11 protein-coding genes are annotated in these 15,483 nt (G+C 74.5%); all 11 read left to right on the forward strand.

From position 1 onward, the window contains the following. Positions 1-21 precede the first annotated feature (21 nt). The 11 genes from DQ241_RS15070 (at position 22) to DQ241_RS15120 (ending at position 15,395) form a co-directional block, all read left to right on the forward strand. Entirely contained in the window at positions 22-1,686 is a 1,665-nt protein-coding gene (locus tag DQ241_RS15070; RefSeq protein ID WP_233492454.1) for an FAD-binding dehydrogenase, read from the forward strand. A 248-nt stretch (positions 1,687-1,934) separates the two neighbouring features. Beyond that, positions 1,935-2,393, forward strand: coding sequence for a hypothetical protein (locus DQ241_RS20630; protein ID WP_158545942.1), 459 nt, complete (start codon positions 1,935-1,937; stop codon positions 2,391-2,393). A 25-nt stretch (positions 2,394-2,418) separates the two neighbouring features. Continuing rightward, positions 2,419-2,781, forward strand: a complete 363-nt coding sequence (gene hisI / locus DQ241_RS15080) for a phosphoribosyl-AMP cyclohydrolase (RefSeq protein WP_113831013.1) — start codon at positions 2,419-2,421, stop codon at positions 2,779-2,781. After that, on the forward strand, positions 2,778-4,274 hold the full coding sequence (locus DQ241_RS15085) for an anthranilate synthase component I (protein ID WP_113831014.1): 1,497 nt from the start codon (positions 2,778-2,780) through the stop codon (positions 4,272-4,274). Before hisI ends, DQ241_RS15085 begins: the two co-directional genes overlap by 4 nt. Next, positions 4,271-4,894 (forward strand): Trp biosynthesis-associated membrane protein, encoded by a 624-nt coding sequence (locus tag DQ241_RS15090; RefSeq protein ID WP_113831015.1) that lies wholly within the window; start codon positions 4,271-4,273, stop codon positions 4,892-4,894. Before DQ241_RS15085 ends, DQ241_RS15090 begins: the two co-directional genes overlap by 4 nt. A 102-nt stretch (positions 4,895-4,996) precedes the next feature. Continuing rightward, on the forward strand, positions 4,997-5,806 hold the full coding sequence (trpC, locus tag DQ241_RS15095; RefSeq protein WP_113831016.1) for an indole-3-glycerol phosphate synthase TrpC: 810 nt from the start codon (positions 4,997-4,999) through the stop codon (positions 5,804-5,806). A gap of 16 nt (positions 5,807-5,822) precedes the next feature. Continuing rightward, positions 5,823-7,172, forward strand: coding sequence for a tryptophan synthase subunit beta (trpB, locus tag DQ241_RS15100; protein WP_113831017.1), 1,350 nt, complete (start codon positions 5,823-5,825; stop codon positions 7,170-7,172). Next, positions 7,169-7,969 carry a tryptophan synthase subunit alpha gene (trpA, locus tag DQ241_RS15105; RefSeq protein ID WP_113831018.1) on the forward strand — a complete coding sequence of 267 codons (801 nt, stop codon included), beginning with the start codon at positions 7,169-7,171 and terminating at the stop codon, positions 7,967-7,969. The genes trpB and trpA overlap by 4 nt, the downstream gene beginning before the upstream one ends. Continuing rightward, complete coding sequence (gene lgt / locus DQ241_RS15110) at positions 7,966-8,901, forward strand: prolipoprotein diacylglyceryl transferase (RefSeq protein WP_113831019.1); 936 nt, start codon at positions 7,966-7,968, stop codon at positions 8,899-8,901. Before trpA ends, lgt begins: the two co-directional genes overlap by 4 nt. Positions 8,902-9,256: 355 nt before the next feature. Further along, the gene (gltB, locus tag DQ241_RS15115; protein ID WP_113831020.1) at positions 9,257-13,912 is read left to right on the forward strand and encodes a glutamate synthase large subunit; all 4,656 of its coding nucleotides are present in this window, start codon (positions 9,257-9,259) and stop codon (positions 13,910-13,912) included. After that, positions 13,905-15,395 carry a glutamate synthase subunit beta gene (locus DQ241_RS15120; protein WP_113831021.1) on the forward strand — a complete coding sequence of 497 codons (1,491 nt, stop codon included), beginning with the start codon at positions 13,905-13,907 and terminating at the stop codon, positions 15,393-15,395. Before gltB ends, DQ241_RS15120 begins: the two co-directional genes overlap by 8 nt. The last annotated feature ends 88 nt before the right edge of the window (positions 15,396-15,483 follow it).

Below are 15,483 nucleotides of genomic sequence, written 5' to 3' on the forward strand. Positions count from 1 at the left end.
CGGCCCGCTAGCGTCGTCGTCGTGGACAACGGACGCATCGAGGCAGACGTCGTCGTGGTGGGCGCGGGGCTCGCGGGGCTGGTCGCCACGGCCGAGCTGGCCGACGCCGGCAAGAAGGTCGTGCTGGTCGACCAGGAGCCCGAGGCCTCCCTCGGCGGGCAGGCGTTCTGGTCGTTCGGCGGGCTCTTCCTCGTCGACTCGCCGGAGCAGCGCCGGCTGCGGGTCAGGGACTCGCTGGAGCTGGCCCGCCAGGACTGGTTCGGCACCGCCGGCTTCGACCGCGAGAGCGACCACTGGCCGCGCCAGTGGGCCGAGGCGTACCTCCAGTTCGCCGCGGGGGAGAAGCGCGCCTGGCTCAAGGAGCAGGGCATCGGCTTCTTCCCGATCGTCGGCTGGGCCGAGCGCGGCGGTTACACCGCCACCGGTCACGGCAACTCCGTGCCCCGGTTCCACATCGTCTGGGGCACCGGCCCCGCCATCGTCGCGCCCTTCGAGCGCCGGGTCCGCGACGCCGCCGCGCGGGGCCTGGTCGACCTGCGCTTCCGGCACCGCGTCTCCGAGCTCGTCGTCACCGACGGCGCGGTGACCGGCGTGCGGGGCGCGGTCCTCGAGCCGAGCGACGTCGCCCGCGGAGAGGCCAGCTCGCGCACCGAGGTGGGCGCGTTCGAGATCAGCGCGCAGGCCGTCGTCGTCACCTCCGGCGGCATCGGCGGCAACCACGACCTGGTCCGCAGGAACTGGCCGGCCCGGCTCGGCCCGGCGCCGCAGCGGCTGCTGTCCGGTGTCCCCGCGCACGTCGACGGGCACATGCTGGAGGCGACCGAGGCCGCGGGCGCGAGCGTGGTCAACAGCGACCGGATGTGGCACTACACCGAGGGCATCGCCAACCACTCGCCGATATGGGCGAAGCACGGCATCCGGATCCTCCCAGGCCCGTCGTCCCTGTGGCTCGACGCGACCGGGCAGCGGCTCCCCGTGCCGCTGTTCCCCGGGTTCGACACCCTGGGCACGCTGGCCCACATCGGGCAGACCGGGTACGAGCACACCTGGTTCGTCGCGACGAAGAAGATCGTGGAGAAGGAGTTCGCCCTGTCGGGCTCCGAGCAGAACCCCGACCTCACCGGCAAGGACGTCCGGCTGCTGCTCAACCGCGCCCGGGCCGGCGTCGCGGCACCGGTCCAGGCCTTCCTCGACAAGGGTGAGGACTTCGTCGTCGCCGACACCCTCCCCGAGCTGGTCGCCGGGATGAACCGGATCACCGGCGGCACCCCCGAGGTCGCGCTGGAGCAGGTGGAGCGCGAGATCGTCGCCCGCGACCGGGAGATCGGGAACACGTTCACCAAGGACCTGCAGGTGACCGCGATCCGCGGCGCCCGCAACTACCTCGGCGACAAGCTGATCCGCGTCGCCCAGCCGCACCGGCTGCTCGACCCGTCGGCCGGGCCGCTCATCGCCGTCCGGCTCAACCTGCTCACCCGCAAGTCCCTCGGCGGCCTGGAGACCGACCTCTCCGGCCGGGTCCTCCGCCCGGGCGGCGAGGTCTTCCCGGGGCTGTACGCCGCCGGCGAGGTGGCCGGCTTCGGCGGGGGCGGCGTGCACGGCTACCGCTCGCTGGAGGGCACCTTCCTCGGTGGCTGCCTGTTCTCCGGGCGCACGGCGGGGCGGGCGCTGGCGGCGGCCCTGTGACGTCCGCCGGACCTCCGCCGGCCGGCCGCGACCCCTGGTCCGACCCGGCCACCCCGACCCGGCCCGGACCGCCGTGGTCGGGCCCGCCGGCGCCCCCGGCCGGTCCCGCCTGGGGCCCCCCGCCGCACGGCACCCCGACCTACGCCCCCCCGACCTACGCCCCGCCGCCCTACGGTGGCTGGCCGCCGGGTCCCTACGGCGCCCCGGGCTGGGGGCCGCCGCCGCGCCCGCCGCGCACGCCGGCCTCCGTGGTCACCGCGGCCGTGCTCGCGTTCGTGCAGGCCGTCGTCGTGCTCATCGCCTCGCTGTACGTCTGGTTCTTCGCCTCGATCGCCGACATCGCCTCCAGCGGCCGCCCCGGCGTGTACACGTCGGAGACGGCGCGGAGCCTCGCGACCGAGGGGACGGTGCTCGCCGTGCTGCAGCTGGTCTCGGTGGTCGCGCTCGTCGTCGGCGGGCTGCTCGCGCTCAACCGCCGCACGCCGGCGGCCTACCGCACCCTGGCGGGGGCGCTCGTCGCGCAGGTGGTCATCGCCCTGTACTGGGCCGCGCGGCTGCTCGACGTCGTCGGCGACGTGCCGGGCTCGGACGGCAAGGGCGTGCTGGCGGCGTTCACGCTGTTCTTCCTCGCCGGCCCGGCCGTGGCGCTCGGGCTGCTGCTGACCAACGCCGCGCGCGGCTGGTTCACCGGCACCCCACCGGCCTGACGGCGGGGCACGGCAGACTGGCGGCATGCCCGCCCCGACCCTGGACCCCGCCGTCTCCGAGCTGCTGCGCCGCGACGACGCCGGCCTCGTGGCCGCCGTCGCGCAGCAGCACGACACCGGCGAGGTGCTCATGGTCGCGTGGATGGACGACGAGGCGCTGCGCCGCACCCTCGCCACCGGCCGGGCGACGTACTGGTCGCGCAGCCGGCAGGAGTACTGGGTGAAGGGTGAGACCTCCGGCCACCGGCAGCACGTCCGCGAGGTACGGCTGGACTGCGACGGCGACGCGCTGCTGCTGCTCGTCGACCAGGAGGGACCGGCCTGCCACACCGGCGAGCGCAGCTGCTTCCACCGCGACCTGCCGCTCGCACCGGGCGGTGCCGCGTGACGTCGGGGACCGCCACGCCTCCGCGTGAGGAGTTCGCCTGGAACGACGCGCCGATGGTCCCGGTGACCCGCCGGCTGCTGGCCGACAGCGAGACCGCCGTCGGCATCTACCGCAAGCTGGCCCGCAACCGGCCCGGCACGGTGCTGCTCGAGTCGGCCGAGCAGGGCAAGCGCTGGGCCCGGTACAGCTTCGTCGGCGTGCGCAGCGCCGGGGTGCTGACCGAGCGGGACGGCGCCACCCAGTGGCTGGGGGAGGAGCTGCCCGGGCTCACCGACGACCTGCCGGCCGATCCGCTGGCCGCCGTCCGGCTGCTCGCCCGCCGGCTGCGCAGCCCGCGCACCCCCGGCCTCCCCCCGCTCACCGGCGGGCTGGTCGGCTACCTGGGCTACGACGTGGTGCGCCGGCTGGAGCGGCTGCCGGAGTCCAGCACCGACGACCTGGGCATGCCGGAGCTCGCGCTCATGCTGGTCACCGACCTGGCGGTGCTCGACCACACCGACGGCAGCGTGCTGCTGATCGCCAACGTGCTGCGCGGGGACGCCGGCTACGACGACGCGGTCGCCCGGCTCGACGCCATGGCCGCGGACCTGACCCGGGCGGTGCCCCCGGGGGTCGCCGTCCTCGAGCGGGCCGACGCGCCGCCGGTCACCAGCAACCTGCGGCCCGGCGAGTTCGAGGCCGGCGTCGAGCGCATCCGCGAGCACATCCGGGCCGGCGACGCCTTCCAGGTGGTGCTCGCGCAGCGCTTCGAGCTGGCCACCGACGTCGACGCGCTGGACCTCTACCGGGTGCTGCGGGCGACCAACCCGTCGCCGTACATGTACCTGCTGCGCTTCCAGGGCCGCGAGTCGCCGTTCGACGTCGTCGGCTCCTCGCCGGAGGCGCTGGTGACGGTCACCGGCACGACCGCCGTCGTCCACCCGCCGGCCGGGACCCGCCCGCGCGGCGCCACGCCCGAGGAGGACCTGCGGCTGGCCGAGGGGCTGCTGGCCGACCCCAAGGAGCGGGCCGAGCACGTGATGCTGGTCGACCTCGCGCGCAACGACCTCGGCCGGGTGTGCGTCCCGGGCAGCGTCGACGTCCCCGACTTCATGCGGGTGGAGCACTACAGCCACGTGATGCACCTGGTCTCCACCGTCTCCGGCGAGGTGGCCCCCGAGCACGACGCCCTCGACGTCTTCGACGCGACGTTCCCCGCCGGCACGGTCTCCGGGGCACCCAAGCCGCGGGCGATGGAGATCATCGAGTCCCTGGAGCCCACCCGGCGCGCCCTGTACGCGGGCACCGTCGGCTACGTGGACGCCAGCGGCGACATGGACATGGCGATCGCGATCCGCACCGCCGTCCTGCACGACGGGCGGGCCTACGTGCAGGCCGGCGCCGGGGTGGTCGCGGACAGCGACGCCGCCGCCGAGGAGGCCGAGACCAGGCACAAGGCGCGCGCGGTGCTCTCGGCGATCGCCACCGCCGCCAAGCTGCGGGAGATCGGGTGACCGCCCGGCGCGAGCTGACGACCGCCGTCCTCGGGGCGGTGCTGGCCGGGGCGCTGGCGCTGTGGGCCGCCGGCCAGCCGTGGGCGGAGGTCACCGCCACCCGCCGGGCGCCGCTGCCGCCGGTCGCGGGCGAGCTGGCCGGCTCCGACGCCGCGCCGCTGGTGCCCGCCGCCGGGCTGGTCCTGCTGGCCGCCGCCGTGGCGCTGCTGGCGGTGCGCGGAGCGGCGCGGGTCGCGGTCGGCCTGCTGGTCGCCGTCGCCGGCGTCACGCTCGTCTGGTCGGGCACCGAGGTGCTGACCGGAGGGGTGGACGACGCCGCGGCCGGCCTGCCCGGCCTGACCGGTGCGACGGTGTCCGGCACGAGCACCGCGCTGAGCGCCGCGTGGCCGGTCCTCGTGCTGGTGGCCGGCCTGGTCGCCGTCGCCGCGGGGCTGCTCACCGTGCTGCGCGGACGGGGCTGGCCGGGCATGGGGCGCCGCTACGAGCGGGCCGGGGCACCCGCCGGACCCCCGCGGCCCGGCCGTCCGATGACCGACGAGGACCGCGCGCAGGCGGCCTGGAAGGCGCTCGACCGGGGCGAGGACCCCACCGACGCGCCCGGGGACGAGCGCTCCGCATAGCGGTACCGCGACGGAGCGGAACTCCGCCCCCGGGGACGGGGCCGGTACCCGCCGCCTCTAGAGTGGACCGGGTCAATCAGGCGTGCGAAGGGGACGGTCCAGGTGAACGTGCTCGACGAGATCGTGGCCGGCGCCCGCGAGGACGCCGCCGCGCGCGAGGCGCTCACCCCGCTCGCCGAGGTCAAGGCCGCCGCCGCGGCCGCGCGCCCGGCGCTGGACGCGCTGGCCGCCCTGCGGGCGCCCGGCGTCGGCGTGATCGCCGAGGTGAAGCGCCGCAGCCCGTCGAAGGGCTCGCTGGCCGACATCCCCGACCCCGCCGCGCTGGCCGCCCAGTACGCCGCCGGCGGCGCCCGGGTCATCTCGGTGCTCACCGAGCGCCGCCGCTTCGGTGGCTCGCAGGCCGACCTGGACGCGGTGCGCGCCGTCGTCGACGTGCCGGTCCTGTGCAAGGACTTCGTGGTCAGCAGCTACCAGGTGCACGAGGCCCGCGCCCACGGCGCCGACGTCGTGCTGCTGATCGTCGCCGCGCTGGAGCAGAACGCGCTGGTCGGGCTGCTCGAGCGGGTCGAGTCGCTCGGCATGACGGCGCTGGTGGAGGTGCACACCGAGGCCGAGGCCGACCGCGCCCTGGCCGCCGGCGCCTCGGTGATCGGCGTCAACGCCCGCGACCTCACCACGCTGCAGGTCGACCGCTCCACCTTCGAGCGGATCGCCCCGGGGCTGCCGTCGGAGGTGGTCAAGGTCGCCGAGTCCGGCGTCCGCGGCCCGCACGACCTGATCGGCTACGCGGCGGCCGGTGCCGACGCCGTCCTCGTGGGGGAGGGGCTGGTCACCGCCGGCGACGCCCGCCAGGCGGTGGCCGACCTGGTCACCGCCGGCTCGCACCCCGCGACGCCGCGCACCACCCGCTGATCCCTACGCTGGGGGCATGACGACCACCAGCCCGCCGCAGCCCGGAGAACTCGGCCTCCTGGCGCGCCCGGGCTGGCCCGACGCCACCGGACACTTCGGTGTCTTCGGCGGCCGCTTCGTGCCCGAGGCGCTGATCGCCGCGCTCGACGAGCTGACCGAGGCCTACGAGGCCATGCGGGTCGACCCCGCCTTCCTCGAGGAGTTCGCCCGGCTCCAGCGCGACTACACCGGCCGGCCCAGCCCGGTCACCGAGGTCCCGAAGTTCGCCGAGCACTGCGGCGGCGCCCGGGTGCTGCTCAAGCGCGAGGACCTCAACCACACCGGCTCGCACAAGATCAACAACGTGCTGGGCCAGGCCCTGCTCACCAGGCGGATCGGCAAGACGCGGGTGATCGCCGAGACCGGCGCCGGTCAGCACGGCGTGGCGACGGCGACCGCGGCGGCGCTCATGGGGCTGTCCTGCACCGTCTACATGGGCGAGGAAGACACCCGCCGCCAGGCGCTCAACGTCGCCCGGATGCGGCTGCTGGGCGCCGAGGTCATCCCGGTGACCACCGGCTCCCGCACCCTCAAGGACGCAATCAACGAGGCGTTCCGCGACTGGGTCACCAACGTCGAGACGACGAACTACGTGTTCGGCACCGTCGCAGGCCCGCACCCGTTCCCGGCGATGGTCCGCGATTTCCAGCGGGTGATCGGCGACGAGGCGCGCGCCCAGGTGCTCGAGCGGGAGGGACGGCTGCCCGACGCCGTGCTCGCCTGCGTGGGCGGCGGCTCCAACGCGATCGGCATCTTCACCGCCTTCGTCCCCGACGAGGGCGTCCGGCTGGTCGGCCTCGAGGCCGCCGGCGACGGCGTGGAGACCGGCCGGCACGCCGCCACCATCACCGGCGGCTCGCCCGGCGTGCTGCACGGCGCCCGCTCGTACCTCCTGCAGGACGACAACGGGCAGACCATCGAGTCGCACTCGATCAGCGCCGGGCTGGACTACCCCGGCGTCGGACCGGAGCACAGCTACCTGCACGACATCGGGCGGGCGGAGTACCGCCCGGTCACCGACGCCGCGGCGATGGAGGCCTTCGCGCTCCTCTGCCGCACCGAGGGGATCATCCCGGCGATCGAGTCCGCGCACGCGCTGGCCGGCGCGATGGAGCTGGGCCGGGAACTCGGGCCGGACGCGCTGCTGCTGGTCAACCTGTCCGGCCGCGGGGACAAGGACGTCGAGACGGCGTCGGCGTGGTTCGGCCTCGGCGACCGCGAGGAGGTCGATCCCGGCCCCGGGCTGGACACCGACCAGCAGGCCACCGAGGGCGCCATCAGCAACGACGAGGCCGTCGCCGGCCCGGACGCAGGGGAGACGGCATGAGCCTCCTGGCCTCGCGAATCGCCGCGGCGAAGGCGGAGGGCCGCGCCGCGCTGATCGCCTACCTGCCCGTCGGCTACCCCGACGTGGAGCGCTCGATCGAGGCCATGGTGGCGGCCGTCGAGGCCGGCGCCGACGTCGTGGAGATCGGCGTCCCCTACAGCGACCCCGGCATGGACGGGCCGGTCATCCAGGAGGCCGTGGACGTCGCCGTCCGGGCCGGGGTGGGCATGCGCGACGTGCTGCGCGCGGTCGAGGCGGTCGCCGCCGCCGGCGCCGTCGCGGTGGTGATGAGCTACTGGAACCCGGTCGAGCGCTACGGGGTCGAGCGGTTCGCCGCCGACCTGGCCGCCGCCGGCGGGGCGGGCGCGATCACCCCCGACCTGATCCCGGACGAGGCGGGGGAGTGGATCGCGGCCAGCGACCGCGCCGGCCTGGACCGGGTGTTCCTCGTGGCGCCGTCGTCCACGGAGGCGCGGCTGCGCTCGACGACGGCGGCCTGCCGCGGCTTCGTCTACGCGGCCTCCACCATGGGGGTCACCGGCACCCGGGCCACGGTCGGCGACGCCGCCGAGACCCTCGTGGGCCGCACCCGCGCGGCGGCCCCGGACCTGGCCGTCTGCGTCGGCCTGGGGGTCTCGGACGGCGACCAGGCCGCCGAGGTCGCCGCCTTCGCCGACGGGGTCATCGTCGGCTCGGCCTACGTGCGGGAGCTGCTGGAGGGACGCGGCCCCGACGGGGTGCGTGCCCTGACCGCGGACCTCGCCGAGGGCGTCCGCCGCGCGGCGGTGACGGCATGACCGTCCTCGCCGCCATCCCCAGCCCGACGCAGGGCGTCTGGGAGCTCGGCCCCTTCCCGCTCCGGGCCTACGCGCTCTGCATCGTCGCCGGCATCATCGCCGCGATCTGGCTCACCGAGAAGCGCTGGGTCGCCCGCGGCGGCGCCCCGGGCGACGTGCTCGACATCGCCGTCTGGGCGGTGCCCTTCGGCATCGTCGGCGGCCGGATCTACCACGTGCTCACCACGCCGCGCCCGTACTTCGGCGAGGGCGGGGACCCGCTGCGCGCCTTCGCCATCTGGGAGGGCGGGCTCGGCATCTGGGGGGCCATCGCCCTCGGCGGGGTCGGTGCCTGGATCGCCTGCCGCCGCCGCGGCATCCCGCTGCCGGCCTTCGCGGACGCGATCGCCCCCGGCCTGCTGGTCGCCCAGGCGATCGGCCGGCTGGGCAACTGGTTCAACAACGAGCTGTACGGGCGGGCCACCGACCTGCCCTGGGCGCTGACCATCTACGACTGGCGCGGCGGCCGGGCGGTCGTGGGCGCCGACGGCGAGCCGGTGGTGCTGGGCACGTTCCACCCCACCTTCCTCTACGAGCTGCTGTGGAACCTGGCCGCGGCCGCGCTGGTCATCTGGGCCGACCGCCGCTTCAAGCTCAGCCACGGCCGGGCCTTCGCCCTCTACGTCGCCAGCTACTGCGCGGGGCGGCTGTGGATCGAGCTCCTCCGGACCGACTACGCCGAGACGGTCCTCGGCGTGCGGCTCAACGTGTTCACCGCGGTCGTCGTCGGGCTGCTCGCCGTCGCCTACCTGGTCTGGCAGCGCGGCCGCCCGCGCGAGGTGATCACCCGGGGCGCCGAGGCGGCGGCGGCCGAGGCCCCGGCCGAGGCGTCCTCGCCCGCGTCCCCGGCCTCCGGGGCCGGGCCGGAGCAGCCCCGGCCGCCGGCCGGCTGACCGCCGCCCGCGTCGTTCCGGACGACGACCGGTGTGATCCTGCCGACGCGCAGGATGTGATGTTCGCCGTCGCGGCCGGGGTGTTACGGCTGTGTACCCTTTCGCCAGACCCGCCGGCGATCCTGGCCGGGTCACCCCGTCGGAACCGGGCCAGCGTCGCCCCGCGCACGACAGCCCCGCCGGTCACCACCCGGGGGGCTCGCGAGCAGTCGTCGGTGCCGGGGCGTACGTTGCCCCGGCCGCGGTGCGCTCTCCCCACGTGCTGCCTCCATCGCCGCCCTTGACCCCCGGCCCGGGCACCCGCCCCGTCCGGTCCTCCTCCGAGGGCCGGCCGACCGCCGACGACGGGAGTGACATGTCCGACCTCTCCGCCCCCGCCACCCGCGGCACCGCTGTCCCGTTCTCCGCCGTGCCCGCCGCCACCGGCCTGTACGACCCGGCGAACGACAAGGACGCCTGCGGCGTGGCCTTCGTGGCCGACGCCCGTGGCCGCCGCTCCCGCGACATCGTCGCGAAGGGGCTCACCGCGCTGCACAACCTGGACCACCGGGGTGCCGCCGGTGCCGAGCCGAACTCCGGTGACGGCGCCGGCATCCTGACCCAGGTCCCCGACGCGCTGCTGCGCGCCTCGGTCGACTTCGACCTGCCGCCCCTGGGCGAGTACTCGGTCGGCATCGCGTTCCTCCCCGCCGACGACGCCGAGCGGGCCGCCCGCTACGAGGACGTCGCCCGGCTCGCGGAGGAGGAGGGCCTCACCGTCCTCGGCTGGCGCGAGGTGCCGATCGACCCCGACGGTGCCGACCTCGGTCCGACGGCGCGCGCGGTCATGCCGCACTTCGCCCAGCTGTTCGTCGCCGAGACCATGGGTGCCCGCGCCGACGAGAAGGCCTTCGGCGGCAACGTCGAGTGCAACGGGGTCACCCGGCTTGAGCGCCGCTCCTTCGTGCTGCGCAAGCGGGCCGAGCGGGCCGCCGTCGACGCCGGCAGCTCCCTCTACATCGCCTCGCTGTCGTCGCGGACGATCACCTACAAGGGCATGCTGACCACCGACCAGCTGCCGCTGTTCTTCCCCGACCTGCGCGACGAGCGCTACGAGTCGGCGATCGCGCTGGTGCACAGCCGGTTCTCGACCAACACCTTCCCGTCCTGGCCGCTGGCCCACCCGTTCCGCTTCATCGCGCACAACGGCGAGATCAACACGATCAAGGGCAACCGGAACCGGATGCGGGCCCGCGAGGCCAAGCTGGCCACCGAGCTGTTCGACGGCCCGGCCGGTCCCGCCTCGGAGCTCGGCCTGGAGCGCATCTTCCCGGTCACCGCGAGCGACTTCAGCGACTCGGCGACCTTCGACGAGGTCCTCGAGCTGCTGCACCTGTCGGGCCGCTCGCTGCCGCACGCGGTGCTCATGATGATCCCGGAGGCCTGGGAGAACCACGACGAGATGGACCCGGCCCGCCGGGCCTTCTACCGGTTCCACTCCTCGATCATGGAGCCGTGGGACGGGCCGGCCGCGGTCTGCTTCACCGACGGCACGCTCATCGGCGCCGTCCTCGACCGCAACGGGCTGCGCCCGGGCCGCTGGTGGCACACCAAGGACGACCTGGTGGTCCTCGCCAGCGAGGTCGGCGTGCTCGACATCCCGGCGGCCGACGTCGTCGCCAAGGGCCGGCTGCAGCCGGGCCGCATGTTCCTGGTCGACACCTCGTCGGGGCGGATCGTCTCCGACGAGGAGGTCAAGGGCGCGCTGGCCGCCGAGCACCCCTACGACGACTGGCTGCACGCCGGGCTGGTCCACCTGCCCTCGCTGCCCGAGCGCCGGCGCTCGCGGCCCAGCCACGAGTCCGTCGTCCGGCGCCAGGCGCTGTTCGGCTACACCGAGGAGGAGCTGCGGGTCCTCCTGCAGCCGATGGCCGCCTCGGGCGCGGAGCCGATCGGCTCCATGGGCACCGACACCCCCATCGCCGCCCTGTCGGACCGCTCGCGGTTGCTCTACGACTACTTCGGGCAGCTGTTCGCCCAGGTGACCAACCCGCCGCTGGACGCGATCCGCGAGGAGCTGGTCACCAGCCTGGGCCGCACCTTCGGTCCGGAGCAGAACCTGCTGCAGGCCAGCCCCGCCTCCTGCCGCCAGGTGTTCCTGCCGTTCCCCGTCATCGACAACGACGAGCTGGCCAAGATCCTGCACATCGACGACGACGGCGACCTGCCCGGCTACGCCGCCGTCCGGATCACCGGCCACTTCGACGTCAACGGCGGCGGTCCCGCGCTGGCGCAGGCGGTCGAGGAGCTGCGGACCAAGGTCAGCAAGGCGATCTCCGCCGGCGCGCGGATCATCGTGCTGTCCGACCGCGACTGCGACGAGAAGCGCGCCCCGATCCCGTCGCTGCTGATGACCGCCGCGGTGCACCACCACCTGGTGCGGGAGAAGACCCGCATGGAGGTCGGGCTCGTCGTCGAGTCCGGCGACTGCCGCGAGGTGCACCACGTCGCCCTGCTGCTCGGCTACGGCGCCGCCGCGGTCAACCCCTACCTGGCCTTCGAGTCGATCGAGGACCTCATCCGCGACGGCCACCTGACCGGTGTCGAGCCGGCCCAGGCCGTCCGCAACGTGGTCAAGGCGCTCGGCAAGGGCGTCCTCAAGGTCATGAGCAAGATGGGCATCAGCACCGTCGGCTCGTACACGATGGCCCAGATCTTCGAGGCCGTCGGCCTGTCCAAGGACGTCGTCGACGAGTACTTCACCGGTACCTCCGCGCCCCTGGACGGCGTCGGCATCGACGTCCTGGCCGAGGAGGTGGCCATGCGCCACCGCCGGGCCTACCCGGAGAACCCGACCGAGACCGCGCACCGGCGGCTCGAGGTCGGCGGCGAGTACCAGTGGCGCCGCGAGGGCGAGATCCACCTGTTCAACCCCGAGACGGTGTTCCTGCTCCAGCACGCCACCCGCTCGCGGCAGTACGACGTCTTCCGCAAGTACACCGAGGCCGTCGACAAGCTCTCCGAGGACGCCGGCACGCTGCGCGGGCTCTTCACGCTGCGGACCGGCGTGCGCCCGCCCGTGCCGCTGGAGGAGGTCGAGCCGGTCAGCGAGATCGTCAAGCGCTTCCAGACCGGCGCGATGAGCTACGGCTCCATCTCGCAGGAGGCCCACGAGACCCTCGCCATCGCGATGAACCGGCTGGGCGGCAAGTCCAACACCGGTGAGGGCGGCGAGGACCCCGACCGGTTCACCCCGGACGAGAACGGCGACCTGCGCCGTTCGGCGATCAAGCAGGTGGCCAGCGGCCGGTTCGGCGTGACCAGCGAGTACCTGGTCAACGCCGACGACATCCAGATCAAGATGGCGCAGGGCGCCAAGCCCGGTGAGGGCGGCCAGCTGCCCGGCGGCAAGGTGTACCCGTGGGTGGCCCGCACCCGGCACTCGACGCCGGGCGTCGGCCTGATCAGCCCGCCGCCGCACCACGACATCTACTCGATCGAGGACCTCAAGCAGCTCATCCACGACCTGAAGAACGCGAACGACCAGGCGCGGATCAACGTCAAGCTGGTCGCCGAGGTCGGGGTCGGCACGGTCGCGGCCGGCGTGAGCAAGGCGCACGCCGACCTGGTGCTCATCTCCGGCCACGACGGCGGGACCGGCGCGGCGCCGCTCACCTCGCTCAAGCACGCCGGCTCCCCGTGGGAGCTGGGGCTGGCCGAGACGCAGCAGACGCTGCTGGCCAACGGGCTGCGCGACCGGATCACCGTGCAGGCCGACGGCCAGATGAAGACCGGCCGCGACGTCGTCGTCGCCGCGCTGCTGGGCGCCGAGGAGTACGGCTTCGCGACCGCGCCGCTGGTCGTCTCCGGCTGCGTGATGATGCGGGTCTGCCACCTCGACACCTGCCCGGTGGGTGTCGCGACGCAGAACCCCGAGCTGCGCAGCCGGTTCACCGGCAGGCCGGAGTTCGTCGTCACCTTCTTCGAGTTCCTCGCGGAGCAGGTGCGCGAGTACCTGGCGGAGCTGGGCTTCCGCAGCCTGGACGAGGCGATCGGCCACGCCGAGCTGCTCGACACCCGGACGGCGGTCGACCACTGGAAGGCCGCCGGGCTCGACCTCAGCCCGCTGCTCGTCGTCCCCGAGCTGCCCGAGGGGACGCCGCTGCGGAAGGTGCGCGACCAGGACCACGGCCTGGACGTCGCCCTGGACCAGACGCTGATCCAGCTCTGCGAGGGCGCGCTGCTGGACGCGCGGCCGGTCAGCCTCGAGCTGCCGGTGCGCAACGTCAACCGCACCGTCGGCACGATGCTCGGCTCGATGGTCACCCGCCGCTTCGGCGGCGAGGGCCTGCCGGACGGCACGATCGACCTGACCTTCGGCGGGTCGGCCGGCCAGTCCTTCGGCGCCTTCCTGCCGCGCGGCATCACCATGCGGCTCTACGGCGACGCCAACGACTACGTCGGCAAGGGCCTGTCCGGCGGGCGGATCGTGGTCCGGCCGTCGCGCGAGGCACCCTTCGCCGCGGAGGACAACGTGATCGCCGGCAACGTGATCGGCTACGGGGCGACCGGCGGCGAGATCTTCCTGCGCGGCCGGGTCGGGGAGCGGTTCTGCGTCCGCAACTCCGGGGCGCTCGCCGTCGTCGAGGGCGTGGGCGACCACGCGCTGGAGTACATGACCGGCGGTCGCGCGGTGATCCTGGGCGCCACCGGCCGCAACATCGCGGCCGGCATGTCCGGGGGCATCGGGTACGTGCTCGACCTGGCGAAGCACCGGGTCAACGGCGAGATGGTCGACATCGAGCCGCTGGACGGGGAGTCCGCGCAGTGGCTGCGCGACGTGCTGGTCCGGTACGCGGCGGAGACGGAGTCGACGGTGGCCCACGCGCTGCTGGCCGACTGGGGCCGCTGGTCGGAGCAGTTCAGCATCATCATGCCGCGCGACTACCGTCGCGCGCTCGAAGCCAAGCGCGCGGCCGAAGCGGCCGGCACCGACGTCGACGTCGCAGTTATGGAGGCGGCTCGTGGCTGACCAGACCGGATTCCTCAAGTTCGACCGGGCGCTGCCGCCGCGCCGCCCCGTCGACGTCCGCATCCTCGACTGGAAGGACGTCTACCTCTCCCGGCAGAACGGGGAGGACGCCGTCTTCCCGGTGTCGGCCGTGCGCACGCAGGCCGCCCGCTGCATGGACTGCGGCATCCCGTTCTGCCACCACGGCTGCCCGCTGGCCAACCTGATCCCCGAGTGGAACGACCTGGCCCGCCGCGACGACTGGCGTACCGCGATCGAGCGGCTGCACGCGACGAACAACTTCCCCGAGTTCACCGGGAAGCTGTGCCCCGCCCCGTGCGAGGGCTCCTGCGTGCTGAACCTGCAGGAGTCGCCGGTCACGATCAAGCAGATCGAGTGGGAGATCATCGACCGCGCCTGGGACGAGGGCTGGGTCGAGCCGCAGGTCCCCGCCGAGCGGACCGGCAAGAAGGTCGCCGTCGTCGGCTCGGGTCCGGCCGGGCTGGCCGCCGCCCAGCAGCTGACCCGCGCCGGCCACGAGGTCACCGTCTACGAGCGGGCCGACCGGGTCGGCGGGCTGCTCCGCTACGGCATCCCCGAGTTCAAGATGGAGAAGTCGGTCCTGGACCGGCGGCTGGACCAGATGCGCGGCGAGGGCACCCGGTTCGTCACCGGGGTCGAGGTGGGCAGCGGCCGGGACGGCGCCCCCAGCGCCGAGCAGCTCCGCGACGAGTACGACGCCGTCGTCCTCGCCGGTGGCGCGACCATCGGCCGCGACCTCCCGGCCCCGGGCCGCGAGCTGGCCGGCATCCACCTGGCCATGGAGTACCTGCCCTACGGCAACCGCCAGGCGCTCGGCGAGCTCGACGACCCGCCGATCAACGCCCACGGCAAGCACGTCGTGATCATCGGTGGCGGTGACACCGGCGCCGACTGCCTCGGCACCGCGCACCGGCAGGGGGCCGCCTCGGTCACCCAGCTGGAGATCATGCCGGCGCCGCCGGACCGCCGGGACCACGGCAGCAACCCGTGGCCGACCTACCCGATGATCATGCGGGTCTCCAGCGCCCACGAGGAGGGCGGCGAGCGGCTCTACTCGGTCAACACCGAGCGCTTCGAGGGCGACGAGCACGGCAACGTGCGCGCGCTGCTCATCCACGACGTGGAGCGGGTCGACGGCCGCTTCCAGAAGGTGGAGGGCTCCGAGCGGGAGCTGCCGGCGGACCTGGTCTTCCTCGCTATGGGGTTCACCGGGGCGCAGCGGGAGGGCCTGGTCGACGCGCTCGGGGTCGACGTCGACGGGCGCGGCAACGTCGCGCGCGACGCGGAGTTCATGTCGACGGTGCCGGGCGTCTTCGTGGCCGGCGACATGGGCCGCGGGCAGTCGCTGATCGTGTGGGCGATCGCGGAGGGCCGCTCGGCGGCCGCCGCCGCCGACGCCTGGCTGACCGGCCGGTCGGCGCTGCCGCGACCGGTCACGCCGACGGCGGTCGCGCTCCGGTGAGCGGCAGCGGCCCGGGTCGTCCCGAGGTCGGTCCCCGACACGCGGGGCCTGACCCGGGCCGCTCCGACGGACAGTTCGTCTAGCCACT

The organism is Blastococcus sp. TF02A-30, assembly GCF_003319185.1.
Classification (GTDB): domain Bacteria; phylum Actinomycetota; class Actinomycetes; order Mycobacteriales; family Geodermatophilaceae; genus Blastococcus.

Coding starts and splice junctions, on each gene's coding strand:
- hisI (WP_113831013.1), top strand. CDS start 2,419: ATGCCCGCCCCGACCCTGGACCCCGCCGTCTCCGAGCTGCTGCGCCGC.
- trpB (WP_113831017.1), top strand. CDS start 5,823: ATGACGACCACCAGCCCGCCGCAGCCCGGAGAACTCGGCCTCCTGGCG.
- trpA (WP_113831018.1), top strand. CDS start 7,169: ATGAGCCTCCTGGCCTCGCGAATCGCCGCGGCGAAGGCGGAGGGCCGC.
- lgt (WP_113831019.1), top strand. CDS start 7,966: ATGACCGTCCTCGCCGCCATCCCCAGCCCGACGCAGGGCGTCTGGGAG.
- gltB (WP_113831020.1), top strand. CDS start 9,257: ATGTCCGACCTCTCCGCCCCCGCCACCCGCGGCACCGCTGTCCCGTTC.